Source organism: Gilliamella sp. B3023, assembly GCF_026536845.1.
Taxonomy (GTDB): domain Bacteria; phylum Pseudomonadota; class Gammaproteobacteria; order Enterobacterales; family Orbaceae; genus Gilliamella; species Gilliamella apicola_E.
Map to the genome: position 1 here is coordinate 162,152 of NZ_JAFNNH010000002.1, position 17,370 is coordinate 179,521.

The 17,370-nt window shown below is 33.5% G+C and carries 14 protein-coding genes; 7 read left to right on the forward strand and 7 right to left on the reverse strand.

Annotated elements, in window-relative coordinates:
- Window positions 1–34 precede the first annotated feature (34 nt).
- From J3U16_RS02135 to oxyR, 3 genes are all read right to left on the reverse strand, one after another.
- A complete protein-coding gene (locus J3U16_RS02135) occupies window positions 35–1,063 on the reverse strand; it encodes an alpha/beta hydrolase family protein (protein ID WP_267342431.1) in 1,029 nt (342 codons plus the stop codon).
- Window positions 1,064–1,162: 99 nt separating this feature from the next.
- Complete coding sequence (gene fabR / locus J3U16_RS02140) at window positions 1,163–1,807, reverse strand: HTH-type transcriptional repressor FabR (protein ID WP_065562367.1); 645 nt, start codon at window positions 1,805–1,807, stop codon at window positions 1,163–1,165.
- 31 nt (window positions 1,808–1,838) lie between these two features.
- Window positions 1,839–2,762: a DNA-binding transcriptional regulator OxyR gene (oxyR, locus tag J3U16_RS02145; RefSeq protein ID WP_065562368.1), complete on the reverse strand. Its 924-nt coding sequence runs from the start codon at window positions 2,760–2,762 to the stop codon at window positions 1,839–1,841.
- A 410-nt stretch (window positions 2,763–3,172) separates the two neighbouring features.
- Here oxyR and pcnB point away from each other — a divergent pair, with 410 nt between their 5' ends.
- The 6 genes from pcnB to sppA all read left to right on the forward strand — a co-directional run bounded on the left by pcnB (window position 3,173) and on the right by sppA (window position 11,763).
- The gene (gene pcnB, locus J3U16_RS02150) at window positions 3,173–4,474 is read left to right on the forward strand and encodes a polynucleotide adenylyltransferase PcnB (RefSeq protein ID WP_065734779.1); all 1,302 of its coding nucleotides are present in this window, start codon (window positions 3,173–3,175) and stop codon (window positions 4,472–4,474) included.
- A 74-nt stretch (window positions 4,475–4,548) separates the two neighbouring features.
- Window positions 4,549–6,930, forward strand: coding sequence for an LPS assembly protein LptD (lptD, locus tag J3U16_RS02155; protein ID WP_267342432.1), 2,382 nt, complete (start codon window positions 4,549–4,551; stop codon window positions 6,928–6,930).
- A gap of 62 nt (window positions 6,931–6,992) precedes the next feature.
- Window positions 6,993–8,306, forward strand: coding sequence for a peptidylprolyl isomerase SurA (surA, locus tag J3U16_RS02160; RefSeq protein ID WP_065562371.1), 1,314 nt, complete (start codon window positions 6,993–6,995; stop codon window positions 8,304–8,306).
- Window positions 8,299–9,096, forward strand: a complete 798-nt coding sequence (rsmA, locus tag J3U16_RS02165) for a 16S rRNA (adenine(1518)-N(6)/adenine(1519)-N(6))-dimethyltransferase RsmA (RefSeq protein ID WP_065734777.1) — start codon at window positions 8,299–8,301, stop codon at window positions 9,094–9,096. The genes surA and rsmA overlap by 8 nt, the downstream gene beginning before the upstream one ends.
- 4 nt (window positions 9,097–9,100) lie before the next feature.
- On the forward strand, window positions 9,101–9,913 hold the full coding sequence (gene apaH / locus J3U16_RS02170) for a bis(5'-nucleosyl)-tetraphosphatase (symmetrical) ApaH (RefSeq protein ID WP_065562373.1): 813 nt from the start codon (window positions 9,101–9,103) through the stop codon (window positions 9,911–9,913).
- Between the two features lie 32 nt (window positions 9,914–9,945).
- Window positions 9,946–11,763 (forward strand): signal peptide peptidase SppA, encoded by a 1,818-nt coding sequence (gene sppA, locus J3U16_RS02175; protein ID WP_267330032.1) that lies wholly within the window; start codon window positions 9,946–9,948, stop codon window positions 11,761–11,763.
- A gap of 27 nt (window positions 11,764–11,790) precedes the next feature.
- Here the strand turns inward: sppA and J3U16_RS02180 are convergent, their stop codons facing one another.
- From J3U16_RS02180 to moaC, 4 genes are all read right to left on the reverse strand, one after another.
- Window positions 11,791–13,605 carry a sulfatase-like hydrolase/transferase gene (locus J3U16_RS02180; RefSeq protein ID WP_267342433.1) on the reverse strand — a complete coding sequence of 605 codons (1,815 nt, stop codon included), beginning with the start codon at window positions 13,603–13,605 and terminating at the stop codon, window positions 11,791–11,793.
- A 192-nt stretch (window positions 13,606–13,797) separates the two neighbouring features.
- A complete protein-coding gene (gene moaE / locus J3U16_RS02185; protein WP_255305717.1) occupies window positions 13,798–14,241 on the reverse strand; it encodes a molybdopterin synthase catalytic subunit MoaE in 444 nt (147 codons plus the stop codon).
- A 4-nt stretch (window positions 14,242–14,245) separates the two neighbouring features.
- On the reverse strand, window positions 14,246–14,491 hold the full coding sequence (moaD, locus tag J3U16_RS02190; protein WP_267342434.1) for a molybdopterin synthase sulfur carrier subunit: 246 nt from the start codon (window positions 14,489–14,491) through the stop codon (window positions 14,246–14,248).
- A gap of 4 nt (window positions 14,492–14,495) precedes the next feature.
- On the reverse strand, window positions 14,496–14,981 hold the full coding sequence (gene moaC / locus J3U16_RS02195) for a cyclic pyranopterin monophosphate synthase MoaC (RefSeq protein WP_065562378.1): 486 nt from the start codon (window positions 14,979–14,981) through the stop codon (window positions 14,496–14,498).
- Between the two features lie 189 nt (window positions 14,982–15,170).
- On the opposite strand from moaC, the gene priA reads away from it, so the two are divergent.
- Window positions 15,171–17,327 carry a primosomal protein N' gene (gene priA, locus J3U16_RS02200; RefSeq protein WP_267342435.1) on the forward strand — a complete coding sequence of 719 codons (2,157 nt, stop codon included), beginning with the start codon at window positions 15,171–15,173 and terminating at the stop codon, window positions 17,325–17,327.
- Window positions 17,328–17,370 lie beyond the last annotated feature (43 nt).

Here is a 17,370-nt window from a genome sequence, read left to right on the forward strand (position 1 = left end):
ACTGCGGCTTTAGCCGCAGTATTTTTATAAGATGTTAAGGGTTTAAATTTTTTTGATCTAAAAAAGTAGTAATTTGATTAATTATTTCATCATGAATTTCGGTTCTGGTTCGTTCCCCGCCATCTTTACAAATGATACTTTCGCCTTTAGCTTCTTGCTCTAATATTTCTATCGCCTGTGGTTTACAAACTTGTATAAAACTAAAATGCATCGCATCTGGTATAACAGTATAAGTAGATAATGATTTTAAAAGAAACCGTCTTAAATAGCCTGATTCAAGTTCTACATTCATATCACCAACATCAACACCAGCTCCAATAATCAAAGAGGGAATATTAATATTTTTCAGACTTTCGGGAGTAAAACCTCTGACTAACCCTGCATCTAAAGAGATAAATGATTTTATTCTTGAATCTAACATACTTTGAGTTAATTTTGGGTTATCAAGACCTAGTTCATTTACTAATTGGCAAGCTTTCAATTGTGAATTTTCAGTACAATCTTCTTTAAATAGATCAATATCAAATCTTGCACCAGCAAGCGCTATTACGGTCCAACCGCCAAGGGAATGCCCAATGGCTGATATTTTATTCATATCAATATGGTTAGCTAATAGCTTATCTTCTTTTAAAATATCAATAGTTTTACTTAGGTCTTCAGGACGTAGCCATAATTTTCTTGATTGATTAATATCTTTATTAAAAAAAGTTGTTCCTGGATGATTTGGCGCAGCAATAATATATCCCTTACCTGCAAGTTCATAGGCAAGCCAACTTAAATTTTGCCAGCTACCACCGTAACCATGAGAAACAACGATTAACGGAAGTTTCCTTGAATCATTGATAGGTATTGCGTTAGGGACAACTTCAGAACCATAAAAAACTACATTATCGCCTATAAATACTGTTTTCTGTTGATTAGTAGTTGGATACCATATTGCAATGTTAAGAGGTCTACCATCTTCTTCTCCATAATGGATTTCCCTAAATCCAACATTTGAATCTGCATAACCAAAAAATGAAATTGAATATATGAAAAAAAACAGATAGTACACTTTAGCCATTAACTTATTCCCTATATAACTGCATCATATAAATAATATTAATCAATAAGATAGGTTTTGATAATAGTGAGTTAAAATAACGATTTCAACTTACAATAATTATTCATTATTATTTTTGATTTTTTCTTTATGATAAAGGTAATAAGCGCCACGAGAAACCATACGAAGTTGAAATATAAGATCTTCAATTAGTTCTTGGCGTTGTACTATGTCGAAATCAATTGCTTCCGCGCCAGCATTAAATGCGATAGTCACCATTGCTTCGGCTTGAGCTTCATTATAATGATGTGGCATTTGGTTGGCATTGTCTAAATAATCAACAAGCTCCACAATAAAGTGCTGAATTTCGCGTGCAATTGCCGATCTGAATGCTGAAGAAGTCCCGGCTTTTTCTCTGAGCAACAATAAAAATACTTTAGGGTTTTTATCAATAAATTCAATAAAGGTGGTTACCGAAGTTCGAAGAACACTCCCCCCCTTTTCAATACGTTTTCGAGCTTGGCGCAATAATTGACGAAGAGTTAAACCGCTCTCATCAACCATCGCTAAACCTAACTCATCCATATCACGAAAATGGCGATAAAATGATGTAGCAGCTATACCTGCCTCACGGGAAACTTCGCGCAGACTTAAACTTGCAAAACCTTGTTCCGCGTTGAGTTGATGAAACGCAGCATCAATTAAACTTCGACGAGTTCTCTCCTTTTGCTGCGCTCTAACTCCACAGGTTTTAACATTTTTCATTTTTTAAATTCTGCGCTATAAGAAATATAAATTATTTCTGGCCTAACAGTCGTTCTTTTTCAGCAAAGACTTTTGGCATATGGTCACGAATAGTTTTAGCGATAGTTTCATAACGAGAACGTAATGGAGAACCAGGTCGATAAATTAAAGCGATGCTTCGTGTTGGGACAGGATCAGTACATGGAATATAGCAAATATTATCACGAGTACGTTCATTTGGAGCAGCTAACTCTGGAAATAAAGTAATTCCACGTCCTGCTGATATCATACTACGCAATGTTTCTAAACTCGTCGCTTTAAATTGTTTATCTTCATCAATTCCTACCTGAAAACAATACCCCATAGCATGTTCGCGTAGACAATGACCATCCTCCAACATTAAAAATTTCTTCCCTTTCAGACTAGAAAGCTTAACTGTCTGTTTACTAGCTAATTCATCATTTGCAGGAACGGCTAAAAACATAGGTTCATTGAATAAAGGTAGTTCAATAAATTGTGCGGTTTCTTTTACTTGAGCGATAATAGCACAATCCAATTTTCCACTTTCAAGTTGAGCAACAATATTGGCAGTTTGCGCTTCATGTAAATAAAGTTCTAGTTGAGGAAAGGATTCATGTAATACGGTAATCACATGTGGTAATAAATATGGAGCGATAGTCGGAATTAATCCAATATGCATAGGACCCGCCATCTCTTCCCCTTGACGACTAGCCATCTCTTTTAAAATCTGTATATTACGTAAAATTTCTTTAGCTTGCTCAACAAGCATCATGCCAGTTTGAGTAAATAATACTTTACGACTAGTACGTTCAAGTAACATTACGCCTAGTTCGTCTTCAAGTTTTCTGATTTGACCACTTAGTGTTGGTTGACTAACATTACAAGCATCAGCTGCTTTACGAAAATGCCGGAATTCAGCTAATGATACAAAATATTCCAAATCTCGAATATTCATAGAGTCCCCAATAAGTTATCAGTTAATATTTTTATACTCTTAATTGTAAACCAAATTAATAATTATTTTTATCAAAAATCTTTTTTTAAAAGAGTATAAGTTTAATTAAATCAATTAGTCATTAATAAAATAAATAAGATAATCTATTTTGAATTAATTTTTATAAAGTTAAAAAATAATCTAACTAATTGTACTATATAAATTACTATTGTTGATAATTATGTTCAAAAAATCAAATAAAATATTTAATTAATATAAAGAAATTTCCTTTATTTTACTCGGTATAACTATTTCAAGAAAAATGGAAAGTTAGATTTAATTGCGATATAATCGCGCGCTATATTTCAGTATAGACCATTATTAATTCGAGGTGCGCTATTTTTAAACAAGTTTCTCGCTTTTATCGTAAAATGTTCCATCACAAAGAGCGACAAGAGTCGCATTATATTTCCATCTCACGTAATGAGCATAATATTTCTCGTAAGAATATAAGCGAAAATGCGTTGAAAGTACTTTATCGATTGAATAAACAAGGATATGAAGCCTATCTCGTAGGTGGTTGTATTCGCGACCTTCTATTAGGTAAAAAACCTAAAGATTTCGATATTGCGACAAATGCTACACCAGAACAAATTCAAAAGATTTTTCGAAATTGCCGCTTGATAGGTAAACGCTTTCGTTTAGCTCATATTATGTTTGGAAAAGAGATAATTGAGGTTGCAACGTTCCGAGGTGATCATGATGATCAGAGTGAACAAAAGAACATATCAAAACGATCACAAGCAGGTATGTTATTACGAGATAATGTCTATGGAACGATAGAGCAAGATGCCGTTCGTCGTGATTTCACAATGAATGCGCTTTATTATAGCGTCAAAGATTATACAATTCGTGATTATTGTGGTGGACTAAAAGATTTACAAAATGGCATTATTCGATTAATTGGTGATCCACAAACAAGATATCGTGAAGATCCAGTCAGAATGTTAAGGACAATCCGTTTTGCAGCAAAACTTAACATGAAAATTGACCCAGCTACTGCTGAACCAATAAAAAAACTGGCTCCATTATTAAATAATATTCCTTCAGCCCGTCTTTTTGATGAATCGTTGAAATTACTACAATCAGGATATGGTTACGATACTTATATATTATTAAAGCAGTATCATTTATTTAAACAATTGTTTCCAGTGGTTGAACGTTTATTTACACATGACCATGAAGGAAATATGGAAAAAATGATTGCTCAAGTGTTAAAAAATACTGATTACCGTATAGCAAATGAGCAACGCATTAACCCTGCTTTTTTATATGCAGCATTTTTTTGGTATCCAATTATAGAACAAACTCAATTAAACTGCATTGAGAGCGGTTTGCAATATTACGATTCTTTTTCTATGGCAATTAATGATGTACTAAATGAGCAATGCCGTATTATCGCTATACCAAGACGTTTTACAGCGGTTATGGGTGATATGTGGCGATTACAATTAAGAATGAAAAAACGAGAAGGAAAACGTGCATTTGTCATTTTAGAGCATCAAAAGTTCCGAGCAGCTTATGATTTATTAGAAATGCGAGCTTCTATCGAAAAAGGTGAGCTTTTAGATTTAGCTAAGTGGTGGGATGAATTTCAACAAGTATCGACTGAAAAGAAAATAGCCATGGTAAGACAACTTGGTAAAACGAATAAACGACGGACTAAACGTTAATTTTCATTCGCACTTTTATAAATAACCGCTATAATGTTTCAATTAAAATAATCATAATCATATTCTAATCATTAATGAAAAAATTATCGCTTTCTCGTATTGCTATAGCTGTAACATTTTCTTTGTACAATTATAGCAGTTATGCAATAGATTTACCCCAAAATGACACTACTAATCCGCAGTGTCTTGTTGGTGTACCTAAATTTGAGCGACCAATTGTTAATGGAGATATAAATACATTACCTATTAATGCAGAGGCAGATGAGTTTGAAGGACTTTATCCTAATTTAGCTATTTACAAAGGTCGTGTTTATGTAGAGCAAGGCAATCGTACAGTTTTAGCTGATAAAGTGACGATTGACTCAAAAGATGCAAATAATCGGATGGTTACACTCGATGGTGATATCACTTATCAAGATAATATGATACAAACCAAAGGTAATCACGCATCGATGAATCTAAACAACAATGATGCCAATATGAATCCAAGTGAGTATCAATTAGTTAATAGACTTGGACGAGGTGAAGCCGATGAGATCAAACTTGATAAGAATCGCTATGTAATTCTTAAAAATGGTAGTTTTACCTCCTGTCCTGTAGGAGATAGTGCTTGGAATATTACAGGTTCAACAATTATTCACGATAATGAAGAACAGTTGTTAGAAGTTTGGAATGCGGTATTTAGAATAGAGAAAGTACCTGTTCTTTACTCACCTTATTTACAATTGCCTACAGGCAATAAAAGACGATCAGGGTTGTTAATTCCTAGTTTTGGTTACGATAGTGTTGATGGTATCGATTTTTCATTACCGTATTATTGGAACATTGCTCCAAATTATGATGCGACTATAACACCGCGAATACTACAACACCGTGGTGTACAGTTACAAACTGAGTTTCGCTACTTAAATCAATTAGGATTAGGGACTTTCGCTTTTGACTGGTTACAGCATGATAATCAATACAGTGACGATAGAAAAAAATCAACAAATGGCAACAGATACGATAACAATCGTAATCGATGGTTATTCTATTGGAAAAACGACGAATTAATTAACTACAATTGGCGTTTTATAGCTGATACTACACGAGTCAGTGACAATCAATATTTAACAGATCTCAGTTCTAAATATGCGTCTCAAACAGCTGGATATCTGACTCAGTTTTATAAATTAGCATACAATGATGAAAATTGGGATGTTGCTTTAGGTTACAAACACTTCCAACCATTCCACTATGATATTCTTTACCAAACTCAGCCTCAATTAGATATCAACTATTATAACTACGAGCTGGGACCATTAAAATTTAAGACTTTTTCACAACTTTCTCATTTTATAAATTCAACAGATAATGAACCCGAAGCTTGGCGAGTCCATATAGAACCAACTATCAATTATACAGTTACAAATTCTTGGGCAAATTTATCTGCAGAAACTGGTTTTATGGCAACTCATTACAACCAGAAAAACATATTTAAATATAATAATAATCTTGAACACATAAAAGAAGGGATAAAGTTAAATCGCACTGTAAATCGTTTTATACCGAAATTTAGTATTGATGGTAAAGTAATTTTTGAAAGAGACTTTGATCTAATCGATGGGTATAGCCAAACACTCGAACCTAGAGTGAAATATACTTATAACCCTTATCGTAACCAATCAAATATTGGAAATTACGATTCCACACTCTTACAAGCTGATTATATTGGTTTATTTAGAGATCAAACATATAGTGGTTTAGACCGTATTGCATCAACAAATAAACTTTCAACGGGTGTAACTACACGTTTTTATGATAGTAACAAAGTTGAAAAATTTAATATGTCTTTAGGGCAAATTACCTATTTTACAAAATCTAAAACCGGTGATCACAATAATGAATTAGATAAAAATTCTGATACGGGTAGTGTCACTTGGGCAACAGATAATTTCTGGCGAATTAGTGACGATATTATTTTCCGAAGCGGGATTCAATACGACACCCGTATCGATACTATTTCGCTAGCCAATACAACGTTTGAATATCGACCATCGGGTGACAAATTAATTCAATTATCTTATCGTTATGCCAATCGTAACTATATTGACACTGTAGATGACAGGTATAAGTATTCCGCATATAAAGGTTATAAACAAGATCTTTCTCAAGCCGGCATTATGGTTAGTTGGCCACTATCTGAAAAAGTGAGTGCTGTGGGATCTTATTATTATGATATTAAGCAAAAACAGATTTCAGACAGTTTTATTGGGGTAAATTATAGCGACTGCTGTTGGGGAGTAACCGTACAATATGGACGCAAATTAACCGACTGGGATAACACAGAACATATAAGTAAATACAAAAACAAACTGTCAATTAACTTTGAACTTAAAGGTTTAGGAAGTAATCGTGACACGCAAGCCAAAATGTTAAACTTTGGTAAATTACCTTATACAACAACATTTGAATAAACATACTAATAAATTTATTGTGGTAAATTTAATACCGCAACAACATAATGAGTTGAGTAAATATGAAATTATTAAAACTTTTTATTGCATTAAACTTGAGTGTTAATTTAGTACTCTTTACACCTTTTTCAGCAAATGCAGCTCCAAAAGTGGTAGAACAGGTTGCAGCTGTTGTGAATAACAACGTCATTTTAGAAAGTGATGTTAGTGACATGCTCAAAACGATTAAAGCGAGCGCCGATCCTAAATCTTTACCTAATGATAAAATACTTAGAAAACAAATTATTGATCGCCTTGTTGTTGAAAAATTAATTTTACAAAGAGCGGCAAAAGCAAAAATTACTATTAGTGATGATGAAGTTACCGCCGCAATCGATAGAATAGCAGCTGAAAATGGTATGACAATAGATCAACTAAGAAGCAGATTATCAACTATGGGCATGAGCTATAGCACTTATCGTGATCGTATTCATACTGATATGCTAATAGAACAAGCACGCCTGCATGAAGTTCGACCTAGAATCAAAGTCTCTAACAGAGAAGTAGAACATTTAACCAAAACAATAGCTAACCAACCAACTAACAATATTGATGTTAAAATTAGTCATATTCTAATTACTATTCCAGAAAAAGCGTCTAAACAACAAGTTGATAGTGCTACCAATAAAGCGATGGACATCATCAATCGTGCAAAAAAAGGGGAAAATTTTGCTAAATTAGCCGCGTCATACTCAAATGATGATCTTGCTTTAAAAGGTGGATCAATGGGCTGGAAAAAGTTAAATGAGTTACCTACTATTTTTGAGGAACGACTAATTCGAGCGCCAAAAGGAAGTATTATAGGACCAATTCGCTCTGGAGTTGGGATTCACATATTAAAAGTTGACGATAACCGTTCTGAAACACCACAAAAAATTACACTTCAAGAAGTTAATGCTCGTCATATTTTAATTAAAACCAACGTATTAGTTACCGATCAGGTGGCTAAACAAAAATTAATTAACATTCGCAAAGCCATTACCAGCGGAGCAACAACTTTTGCTGCAGCAGCAAAAGCTAACTCAGAAGACACAGGTTCAAAAGATAGTGGTGGTAATTTAGGGTGGAATAGGCCAGAAGTTTATGATGAAGGTTTCAGGACTGCATTATCACAATTGAAAAAGGGTGAAATCAGTCAACCAATAAAATCATCTTATGGTTGGCATATAATCCAACTAATTGATACCAGACAAACTGACGGTACAAACTTAGTTAAAAAAGATCAAGCTTATCGTATGATTTTCAATAGAAAATTTGCTGAAGAAGCACAAGTTTGGATTCAAGAGTTAAAAGGTGATGCATATATCAAAATTACAGGTGAAGGTAAGAATGAATAATCGTGTTCATCAAGGTCATTTTGCCCGTAAACGATTTGGTCAAAACTTTCTACATGATAATTATATTATTGAAAGTATTGTGGCAGCCATACAACCTAAGAAAGAAGAAGCACTAGTTGAAATAGGACCAGGGCTTGCCGCATTGACAGTACCTGTAAGTAAATTGGTAGATCATTTAACTGTTATTGAGATTGATAGAGATTTAGCTAGCCGATTAGTTGAAAATCCTTTTTTACAAAATAAAATCAGTGTGATTGAACAAGACGCACTAAATTTTGATTTCAACAAATTGTCCGATACATTAGGTCAACCTCTGAGAGTTTTTGGTAATTTACCTTATAATATTTCAACACCATTGATGTTTCACTTATTCGAATATGCACCAATCATTACTGATATGCATTTTATGCTGCAAAAAGAGGTTGTTACTCGTTTAGTTGCTGCACCTAACAGCAAAAGTTATGGTCGATTGAGTGTTATGGCACAATACTACTGCCAAATCATCCCTGTTTTAGAAGTACCACCTACAGCTTTTAAACCAGCACCTAAAGTTGATTCAGCTGTAGTTAAACTAATACCTTACAAAGAAAAGCCCTATTTAGTTAATGATATTAAAGTACTATCACGTATTACTACCGAAGCTTTTAACCAAAGACGTAAAACAATTCGTAATAGCTTAAGTAATTTATTTAACAGTGAGCAAATAGCTGAATTAGGTATTGACCCGAATTTACGTGCGGAAAATTTGACAGTACAACAATATTGTCTATTAGCAAACGCTTGGAAATAACCTTATGGCAAATCTAATAATTGGTGATATTCACGGCTGTTATGATGAGTTTATGCGACTATTAGAGAAAGCTGATTTTTCATCATCAGATACCTTATGGCTTACTGGAGATTTAGTTGCTAGAGGACCAAAATCACTTGAAGTTCTTAGATTTGTAAAACAAAACAGCGAACAAATAAGATTAGTTTTAGGTAACCACGACTTACATTTACTCTCAATTTACGCCAATGTTACACCATCAAAAAAGAAGGATAATCTTGACGAACTCATCCACGCTGATGATTTCGATGAACTAATGAATTGGTTGCGTAAACAACCATTAATTCAAATAGATGAAAAATTAAAACTTATTATGACTCATGCCGGAATATCTCCACAATGGGATCTTGAAACATTGAAAAAATGTGCTAATGATCTTCATCAGGTTTTAAGTAGTGACTCATATCCCCTCTTTCTTGACAAAATGTATGGTAACTTTCCTGATGAATGGTCATATGAATTACAAGGGTTAGATCGATTACGCTTTATTGCGAATGCTTTAACAAGAATGCGTTACTGTTACGAAGATGGACGGCTTGATTTTTATTGTAAAGATCAACCAGATGAGGCCCCATCGAAACTTAAACCATGGTTTTCATTACCAAGTAAAATTCCGTCAGAATATAGTATTGCTTTTGGTCATTGGGCAGCATTGAATGGAAAAGGAACACCTGAAAATATTTACGCACTCGATACAGGGTGCTGTTGGGGTGGCAAATTAACATGTTTACGATTTGAAGATAAAAAATATTTCAAAAAGAAAAACATGAAAAATTAAAAATAAAAGAATAATTAAAGGGTTATTTTATTATGTCTGTACTAACTGTTATAAAATCAATTTGGAAAGGTATCAATTTAATTAGAGAAATATTTCTTAACCTAATTTTCTTAATCATAATCCTATTGATCTTGAGTGGTATTGCATTATTTAAAGAATCACAAAAGCAAGACATCATTCCTCAATATGGCACATTAGTTATAAATCTTGAAGGCGTTATTGTCGACAATTCACTTTATAGTGATGAATTGTATGAAATACAAAATAAATTATATGGTAAAAGAGTAAATCTATCACGTGAAAATAGTTTATTCGATTTAGTGCAAAAAATATCACAAGCTACATCAGATCCTAATATAAATAGCATAGTCCTAAAATTGGATAACTTTGTCGGAGCAGACTTGAGTTCTTTGCAATATATTGGTAAATATTTAAACAGATTCAAAGAGGCAAATAAGCCTATTTACGCTATTGGTTCAAGCTTCAATCAAAGCCAATATTATTTAGCGAGTTATGCTAATAAAATCTATTTAACCCCATTAGGTGCAGTTAATGTTTTTGGATTATCCGCCAATAATTTGTACTACAAAACATTATTAGACAACTTAAAGATTAATACTCATGTTTTCCGTGTAGGAACATATAAATCAGCTATTGAGCCATTTATCAGAGATAATATGTCAGAAGAAGCAAGAAGTAACACTTCTCGTTGGTTAAATTTAATGTGGAATAACTACCTTAATGACATTTCTGCAGAACGCAAAAAAGCACCTACACAACTAGTTCCTTCAGCCGATAAAATGTTATCGGAACTAAAATCTGTTAATGGTAATATGGCCCAATACGCTTTAGCAAACGGTTTAATTGATGCGATAAGTGATGAATTTGATTTTGAACTTGAACATAAAATAAAACAAAAAGTCAGTATCTATGATTATAGACTTAAGGAAAATGCTGAAGAATCAAACAAAGAACCCAAAATAGCTGTCATTTTTGTGAATGGAACTATTACTAACGGCGCAAATAGCAGTAATGTAGCTGGTAGCCAAGATATTGTTAAACAATTAAGAGATATTCGTAATAAATTACAAAGTAATAACATACAGGCTGTCGTACTCAGAGTAAATAGTCCAGGAGGAAGTGTCGAAGCTTCAGAAGCAATTCGCAGTGAACTAGAAACTTTACGTCGTTACCAAATCCCGGTTGTTGTTTCTATGGGCGGAATGGCTGCTTCCGGAGGATACTGGATATCAACAGCTTCTGATTATATTGTCGCTAGTCCGAATACGATTACAGGTTCAATAGGTATTTTTGGCATTGTACCAACTTTTGAAAATTCACTTTCTCATATTGGTGTTTATAACGATGGGGTTTCAACCTCACCATTGGCAAATAACAGCTTAACTCAAAATTTATCCGATGAAATGAATCAATTTATTCAAATGAATATTGATAATGGTTACTTTAATTTCATCTCTTTAGTAGCAAAAGCTCGTAATATGACCTCAGAACAAGTAGATCATATAGCTCAAGGGCAAGTTTGGCTCGGCTCCGAAGGAAGTAAAAATGGCTTAGTGGATAAATTAGGGGATTTTGACGATGCGGTTGATATGGCTGCAACATTAGCCAATATTTCTAATTATAAAATAGATTGGCAAAAGCCTGAAGGCAGTTGGTTCAATGCACTTTACTCAGATATGTTTGCTATGATGCCAAAATCAACAGCAGAGGTATTTTTTGAGCATATCCCAGAAGTAAAACAAATTAAGCAACAAGTTTCACTATGGGATAAGTTCCAAGATTCACAAAACCGTTATATTTACTGTCTAAACTGTGCTGATGTTCGATAATAAAAATCCACCTTACGGTGGATTTTTTTATTTTTGTGTCTGGAAAAAATAACGCATATCATTCATTGCCGCTTGGATTGTTTTATAATCAGGTGTTTTATCGACCTGATTATTATGACAATCAAAATAGTGGCTTATACCAAGACGATTAACAAAATAGATGTTGTCTCTAGTCCGAACGGCATAAGAACTATAATTTGACATTAATAGCCAATCTCGATCGATTATTGGGCTAAATAAATCATAACCTGTCGAATAATCTGAAATATCATTTTCCACATGCAAATAATGTCGCATTATTGTTGGAACGACATCTTCATGGCTGGTAAATTTATTTATATTATCTGTGATATATTTAAGATCTTTTGCTCCAACTATGATAAAAGGTACTTTAGTTTGAGCATCAGTATAGTTACCATTATGCCCCCAAAAACCCAGATTATTGTCATTCATTTCTTGTGAATGATCACCTGTTATAAAGATTAACGTATTTTTTAGCGAGCCTGATCGTTCAAGTTCATCATAGACCTTTTTAAGCAAATAATCATCATAGTAGACACTTTGTTTATAACGATTAAAAATGGGAACAGGATCTGTATCATTGCTTAATGTCATATAATTCAGCTCGCCAATTGGATTGAATTTAACTTCAAAATAATTGGGAAAATCATAAGCATGTGGTGCATCAAAAAATAAAAATGAAAAACTTGGTTTAGATGTATCTCTACTCTTATACCAGTTTAGCCAATCATCAGTTAACTGTTTATCTCGACTCGATGCAGATCCATCTTTACTACTAATTCTTAAGTTTTTAATGGTTAAAAATGCCGTACGATCGAATTCTGGCGCAGTAACTTTGGCTGAAGTAAATATACCTATATTATAATTTTCTTTTTGCAATGTTGTTATGAATAACGAGGGAATTCTATTTCTTAAAAAAGCATCCCAATACGTGCCGGGGATACCATAAAAAAGTCCAAAAATACCAGTTCGAGTTGCATTCCCTGTTGAGTAATGATTATTAAAAATTATTCCATTATTCTGTTTCACAAAATGGTAAGTATTGGGTGAAATTTCTTGACTAAAAGTATCATAACGCCAAGAATCTAAGACAATAAACATAATATTGGGTGTTGTAGTATTATGAGGGTTAATCATCAGCTCATTTTTAGGATAATAGATAGTTGCGTGTTGGTTCTCCTTTTCTATAAGTGTCTTACGTTGCCCTGATTTATCAAACAATCCCATTATCTTTTTCGAGGTAAATGGACGATATAATGGAATATATTCTTTAACAATCATGATGGGGGAATAGGCATAATAAAACGCAACCATATGGATTAAATGACTAATAAAAAAACAACCGAAGAGAAATACTGTCGATACGATTAATATTCTTGAACGTTTTTGGCTAAATTTTTTATCTAACAAATAAAGAATTAAATATTCTGCTCCAAAAGATACTAATATTAACAAAAACATCAAAACATAAGTGATCGTTGAAAAATCGACAACTTGCCCCGAGAAAACCATTGATAGCACAGATTCATTGATATGAAATCGATACTGCTGAAAAACAATAGTATCAACATACAGCACAATCTGTAACAAACTAAATAAAGCAGCTAAACAAATATTACTTAACGTTCTCTTCACCCAAATAAACGGAAAACATAAAATAAAAAGTAATAAATAAACAGAGAAAAAATGGCCTAACACGGCAAATAGAGAAAAAAAGCTTCCATCCCAACTAAACGATGAACCAGGCACCCAAAAATATCGGATAGTAATGATAGACGAAATAAAAATATTTATTAATACGAACGAATAGAGTTTTTTCATATAGCTCCACGAGCAATAGGATTAAAAATTTTTAATAATAGCGATTTTTCTACTTAAAATTAGTACTTTCCTCAAAATTTTTAACAAAAAAAGATAAATATGAAGAGATTAATATAAGCTTAACAAAAAAGGCTCTTTTTTGAGCCTCTGAAGACATTTTGATGATGAAATCTATTATAGACTAAATAAATATTAATACCATTTCTTCAATGCATTTATATCCGATTGCTTGGCTTCTACCCAATTTTCGCCACTAGAAGTCTGTTCCTTCTTCCAAAATGGAGCCTCATTTTTTAGTACATCCATAATAAACTCCGCTGAAGCAAAAGCATCACTGCGGTGTGCTGCACTAACACCAACAAAAACAATACTTTCATTTGCATAAATTTGACCGACACGATGGACTATTGCAACACGATTAATCGACCATCTATCTCTGGCTTGATTAATAATATTGCACAGCACCTTTTCAGTCATTTCTGCATAATGCTCTAACGTTAAACTTATAACTTGGTTTTCAAAACTACGCACCTTACCCATAAAAGTCACTACAGCACCATCTATAGGCGATTGATAAAGCCAAGTTATTAATGAATTCACATCAATGGGAGATTGGTTAACTTGAATAATGTTCACGCTGTTAACCACCTGTAACTGGAGGGAAAAAAGCAATTTCATCACCCTTTTTAATGACATAGTCATAGTCAACTAAAGTCTGATTAACTGCACATAATACTGTTTTTTCTTTTAAAGCTAATACCCACTTATCACCACGCAAACTAAGGTGATCTAAAAGTTGATTTATTGACATTTGCTCTACCGATAATTCAAGTTTTCCAACCCCAATTAATTCTCTAATTTGTGCAAAAAAAATAATTTTGTTCATAGTATCACTGCTCTGCCGCATTAAATTCGCCCGATTTACCACCAATTTTATTCAGTAACCGAACTTGATTAATAACCATATCTTTTTGATTAGCTTTACACATATCATATATCGTTAATGCAGCAACTGAAGCAGCAACTAAGGCCTCCATTTCGACACCTGTTTGGCCCCTTAGCCGACAAATTGTTTCAATCCTAATGCTGTGATTTTCAAATACAGGTTCGATATTGACTTCAATTTTACTTAGAAGTAGTGGATGACAAAGTGGAATCAAATCCCATGTTCGTTTAGCCGCTTGAATACCGGCAATTCTTGCAGTTGCAAAAACATCACCTTTATGATGTTTCCCTTCAATAATTAGGTTAAATGTTTCAGCATTCATTAATACTATTGACTCGGCTCGAGCTTCTCGTAAAGTTAACTTTTTTTCAGAAACATCAACCATATGTGCATCACCATGTTGATTAATGTGTGAAAATGATGCTGACATTTTTTAACTACCTTTAAATATTATGCTTTAACTTGCCGTTCAAGATAACAAATTTTGTTTATGGATACTACTATCATATAAATAAAGTTATTAGATAGTTAACTCAAAAATAATTAATTTCTCTATGTAACTTTTGCGAGTTAAATAAAATCTGCGTACAATATCAATTTTTAATAATAGTGATTGTTAATGCTGATTGCCCATGTAGCCTTACCGGTACCCCTTTATCGACTGTTTGATTACAAACTAACAGTACCTGCTGAAATTGGTGCGCGGGTTAGAGTGCCTTTTGGTAAAAGGGAAATGATTGGAATAATCATTAAAATTGATCAGCAATCGACCTTTGATAGCGAAAATTTAAAATCAATTACCGCAATTATTGATACCAAAAACCCCTTTCCTCAACCAATTTGGCAGTTATTGAATTGGGCAACAAGTTATTATCACTTTCCAATTGGCGAAGTCATATTTCATGCCATGCCAGTTCTATTAAGGCAAGGTCGTCAAGCTATCAAGGATGATATAAAACAGTGGAAATTAACACCTCTAGGGCAACAAATTGATTTAAGCTTATTATCACGTGCACCAAAACAAAAGTTATTATTATCTTCACTTAGAAACAACTGTTTAAATGAAGACGAATTTAGTTCAAATTTATATCAAGAATTACAAAAAAAACAGCTTATAGAATTAGTTTATCAACAACCTGACAATATTTGCTGGCAATACTCGACCAACCCAACATCGATCCAATTAAATGATGAACAATCTAATGCCATAGAGACTATTAATAAACAGAATAAACAATTTGGTGTATTTTTGCTTGATGGTATAACTGGTTCAGGAAAGACTGAAGTTTATTTAAATATAATTGCAGATGTGTTATCACAAGGTAAGCAAGCTTTAGTTTTAGTTCCTGAAATTGGTTTAACACCTCAAACAATAAAGCGTTTTAAACAGCGCTTTAATGCCCCGATTGATATTTTACATTCAGGCTTAACAGACAAGGAACGTTTAGATGTTTGGTTAAGAAGTAAAGAGGGTGAAAATGCCATTGTCGTAGGTACTCGTTCTTCGCTTTTTACTCCCTTTAAAGATTTAGGTATCATTATTATCGACGAAGAGCATGATAGTTCTTACAAACAACAGGAAGGATGGCGTTATAATGCTAGAGATCTAGCTATTATCCGAGCTAGAATTGAAAATATACCTATAGTTTTAGGTTCCGCAACGCCTTCTCTTGAATCGATTAATAATGCACAAACTCATAAGTACCAGCATCTCAAACTTACTCAAAGAGCGGGTAACGCCCAATTAGCCAAACAATCTATTTTAGATATTCGCGGCATGGCTTTAGCTTCAGGTTTATCTCAACCACTTATAGAAAAAATAAAAACGCATTTGAATAACAATAACCAAGTGATGTTATTTCTTAACCGTAGAGGGTTCGCACCATTAATAATTTGCCATGATTGTGGTTGGATAGCGGAATGCCCACGTTGTGATCGCCCTTATACTTATCATAAAAAGCAGCATAAACTGATTTGTCATTATTGTGATACGCCAAGGGAAGTGCCAAAACAGTGCCCTAAGTGTGGTTCGACCCAGTTACTACCAATTGGATTTGGAACGGAGCAACTTGAAAAACAACTTAATATTTTGTTCCCAAATATAAAAGTTACTCGTATTGATCGCGACACGATAACTAAAAAAGAAGCATTGAATACCTATTTAAATGATATTCATAAAGGCGGAGCCCATATTTTAGTCGGTACACAAATTTTGGCTAAAGGTCATCACTTTCCTGATGTAACGTTAGTTGGCATAATTGATGTTGATGGCGCCTTATTTTCAAGTGATTTCAGAGCAACGGAAAGATTTGCTCAGATTTATACTCAAGTATCAGGCCGAGCTGGTCGTGAAACAAAAGCTGGCGAAGTGATTCTACAAACCTATCATCCAGAGCACCCTTTATTAAATACTTTATTAAATGAAGGTTATCAGGCATTTGCAAAACAAACATTAATTGAACGTCAACAAACTTTACTGCCACCATTTAGCTATCAGGTGTTAATTCGTGCTGCTGACCGTAATAATTTACAGGCACCAAAATTTTTACAGCGTATCCATGATTGGTTAAAGTCCAATTATGACCATAATTTATGGCAACTTGGTCCAATGCCTGCTAGTCAACCTAAAAAAGCGGGTTATAATCGTTGGCAATTATTATTACAACATACGAACAGACAATTATTACAACAAATATTAGATAATCTTATAACTGAACAGTGGAGTGAAGCATCAAACGTAAGATGGAGTATTGACGTTGATCCAATTGATAATTAAAAATATCTTCCAACAGATAGATAATCTCTTGGAAGATAGGATA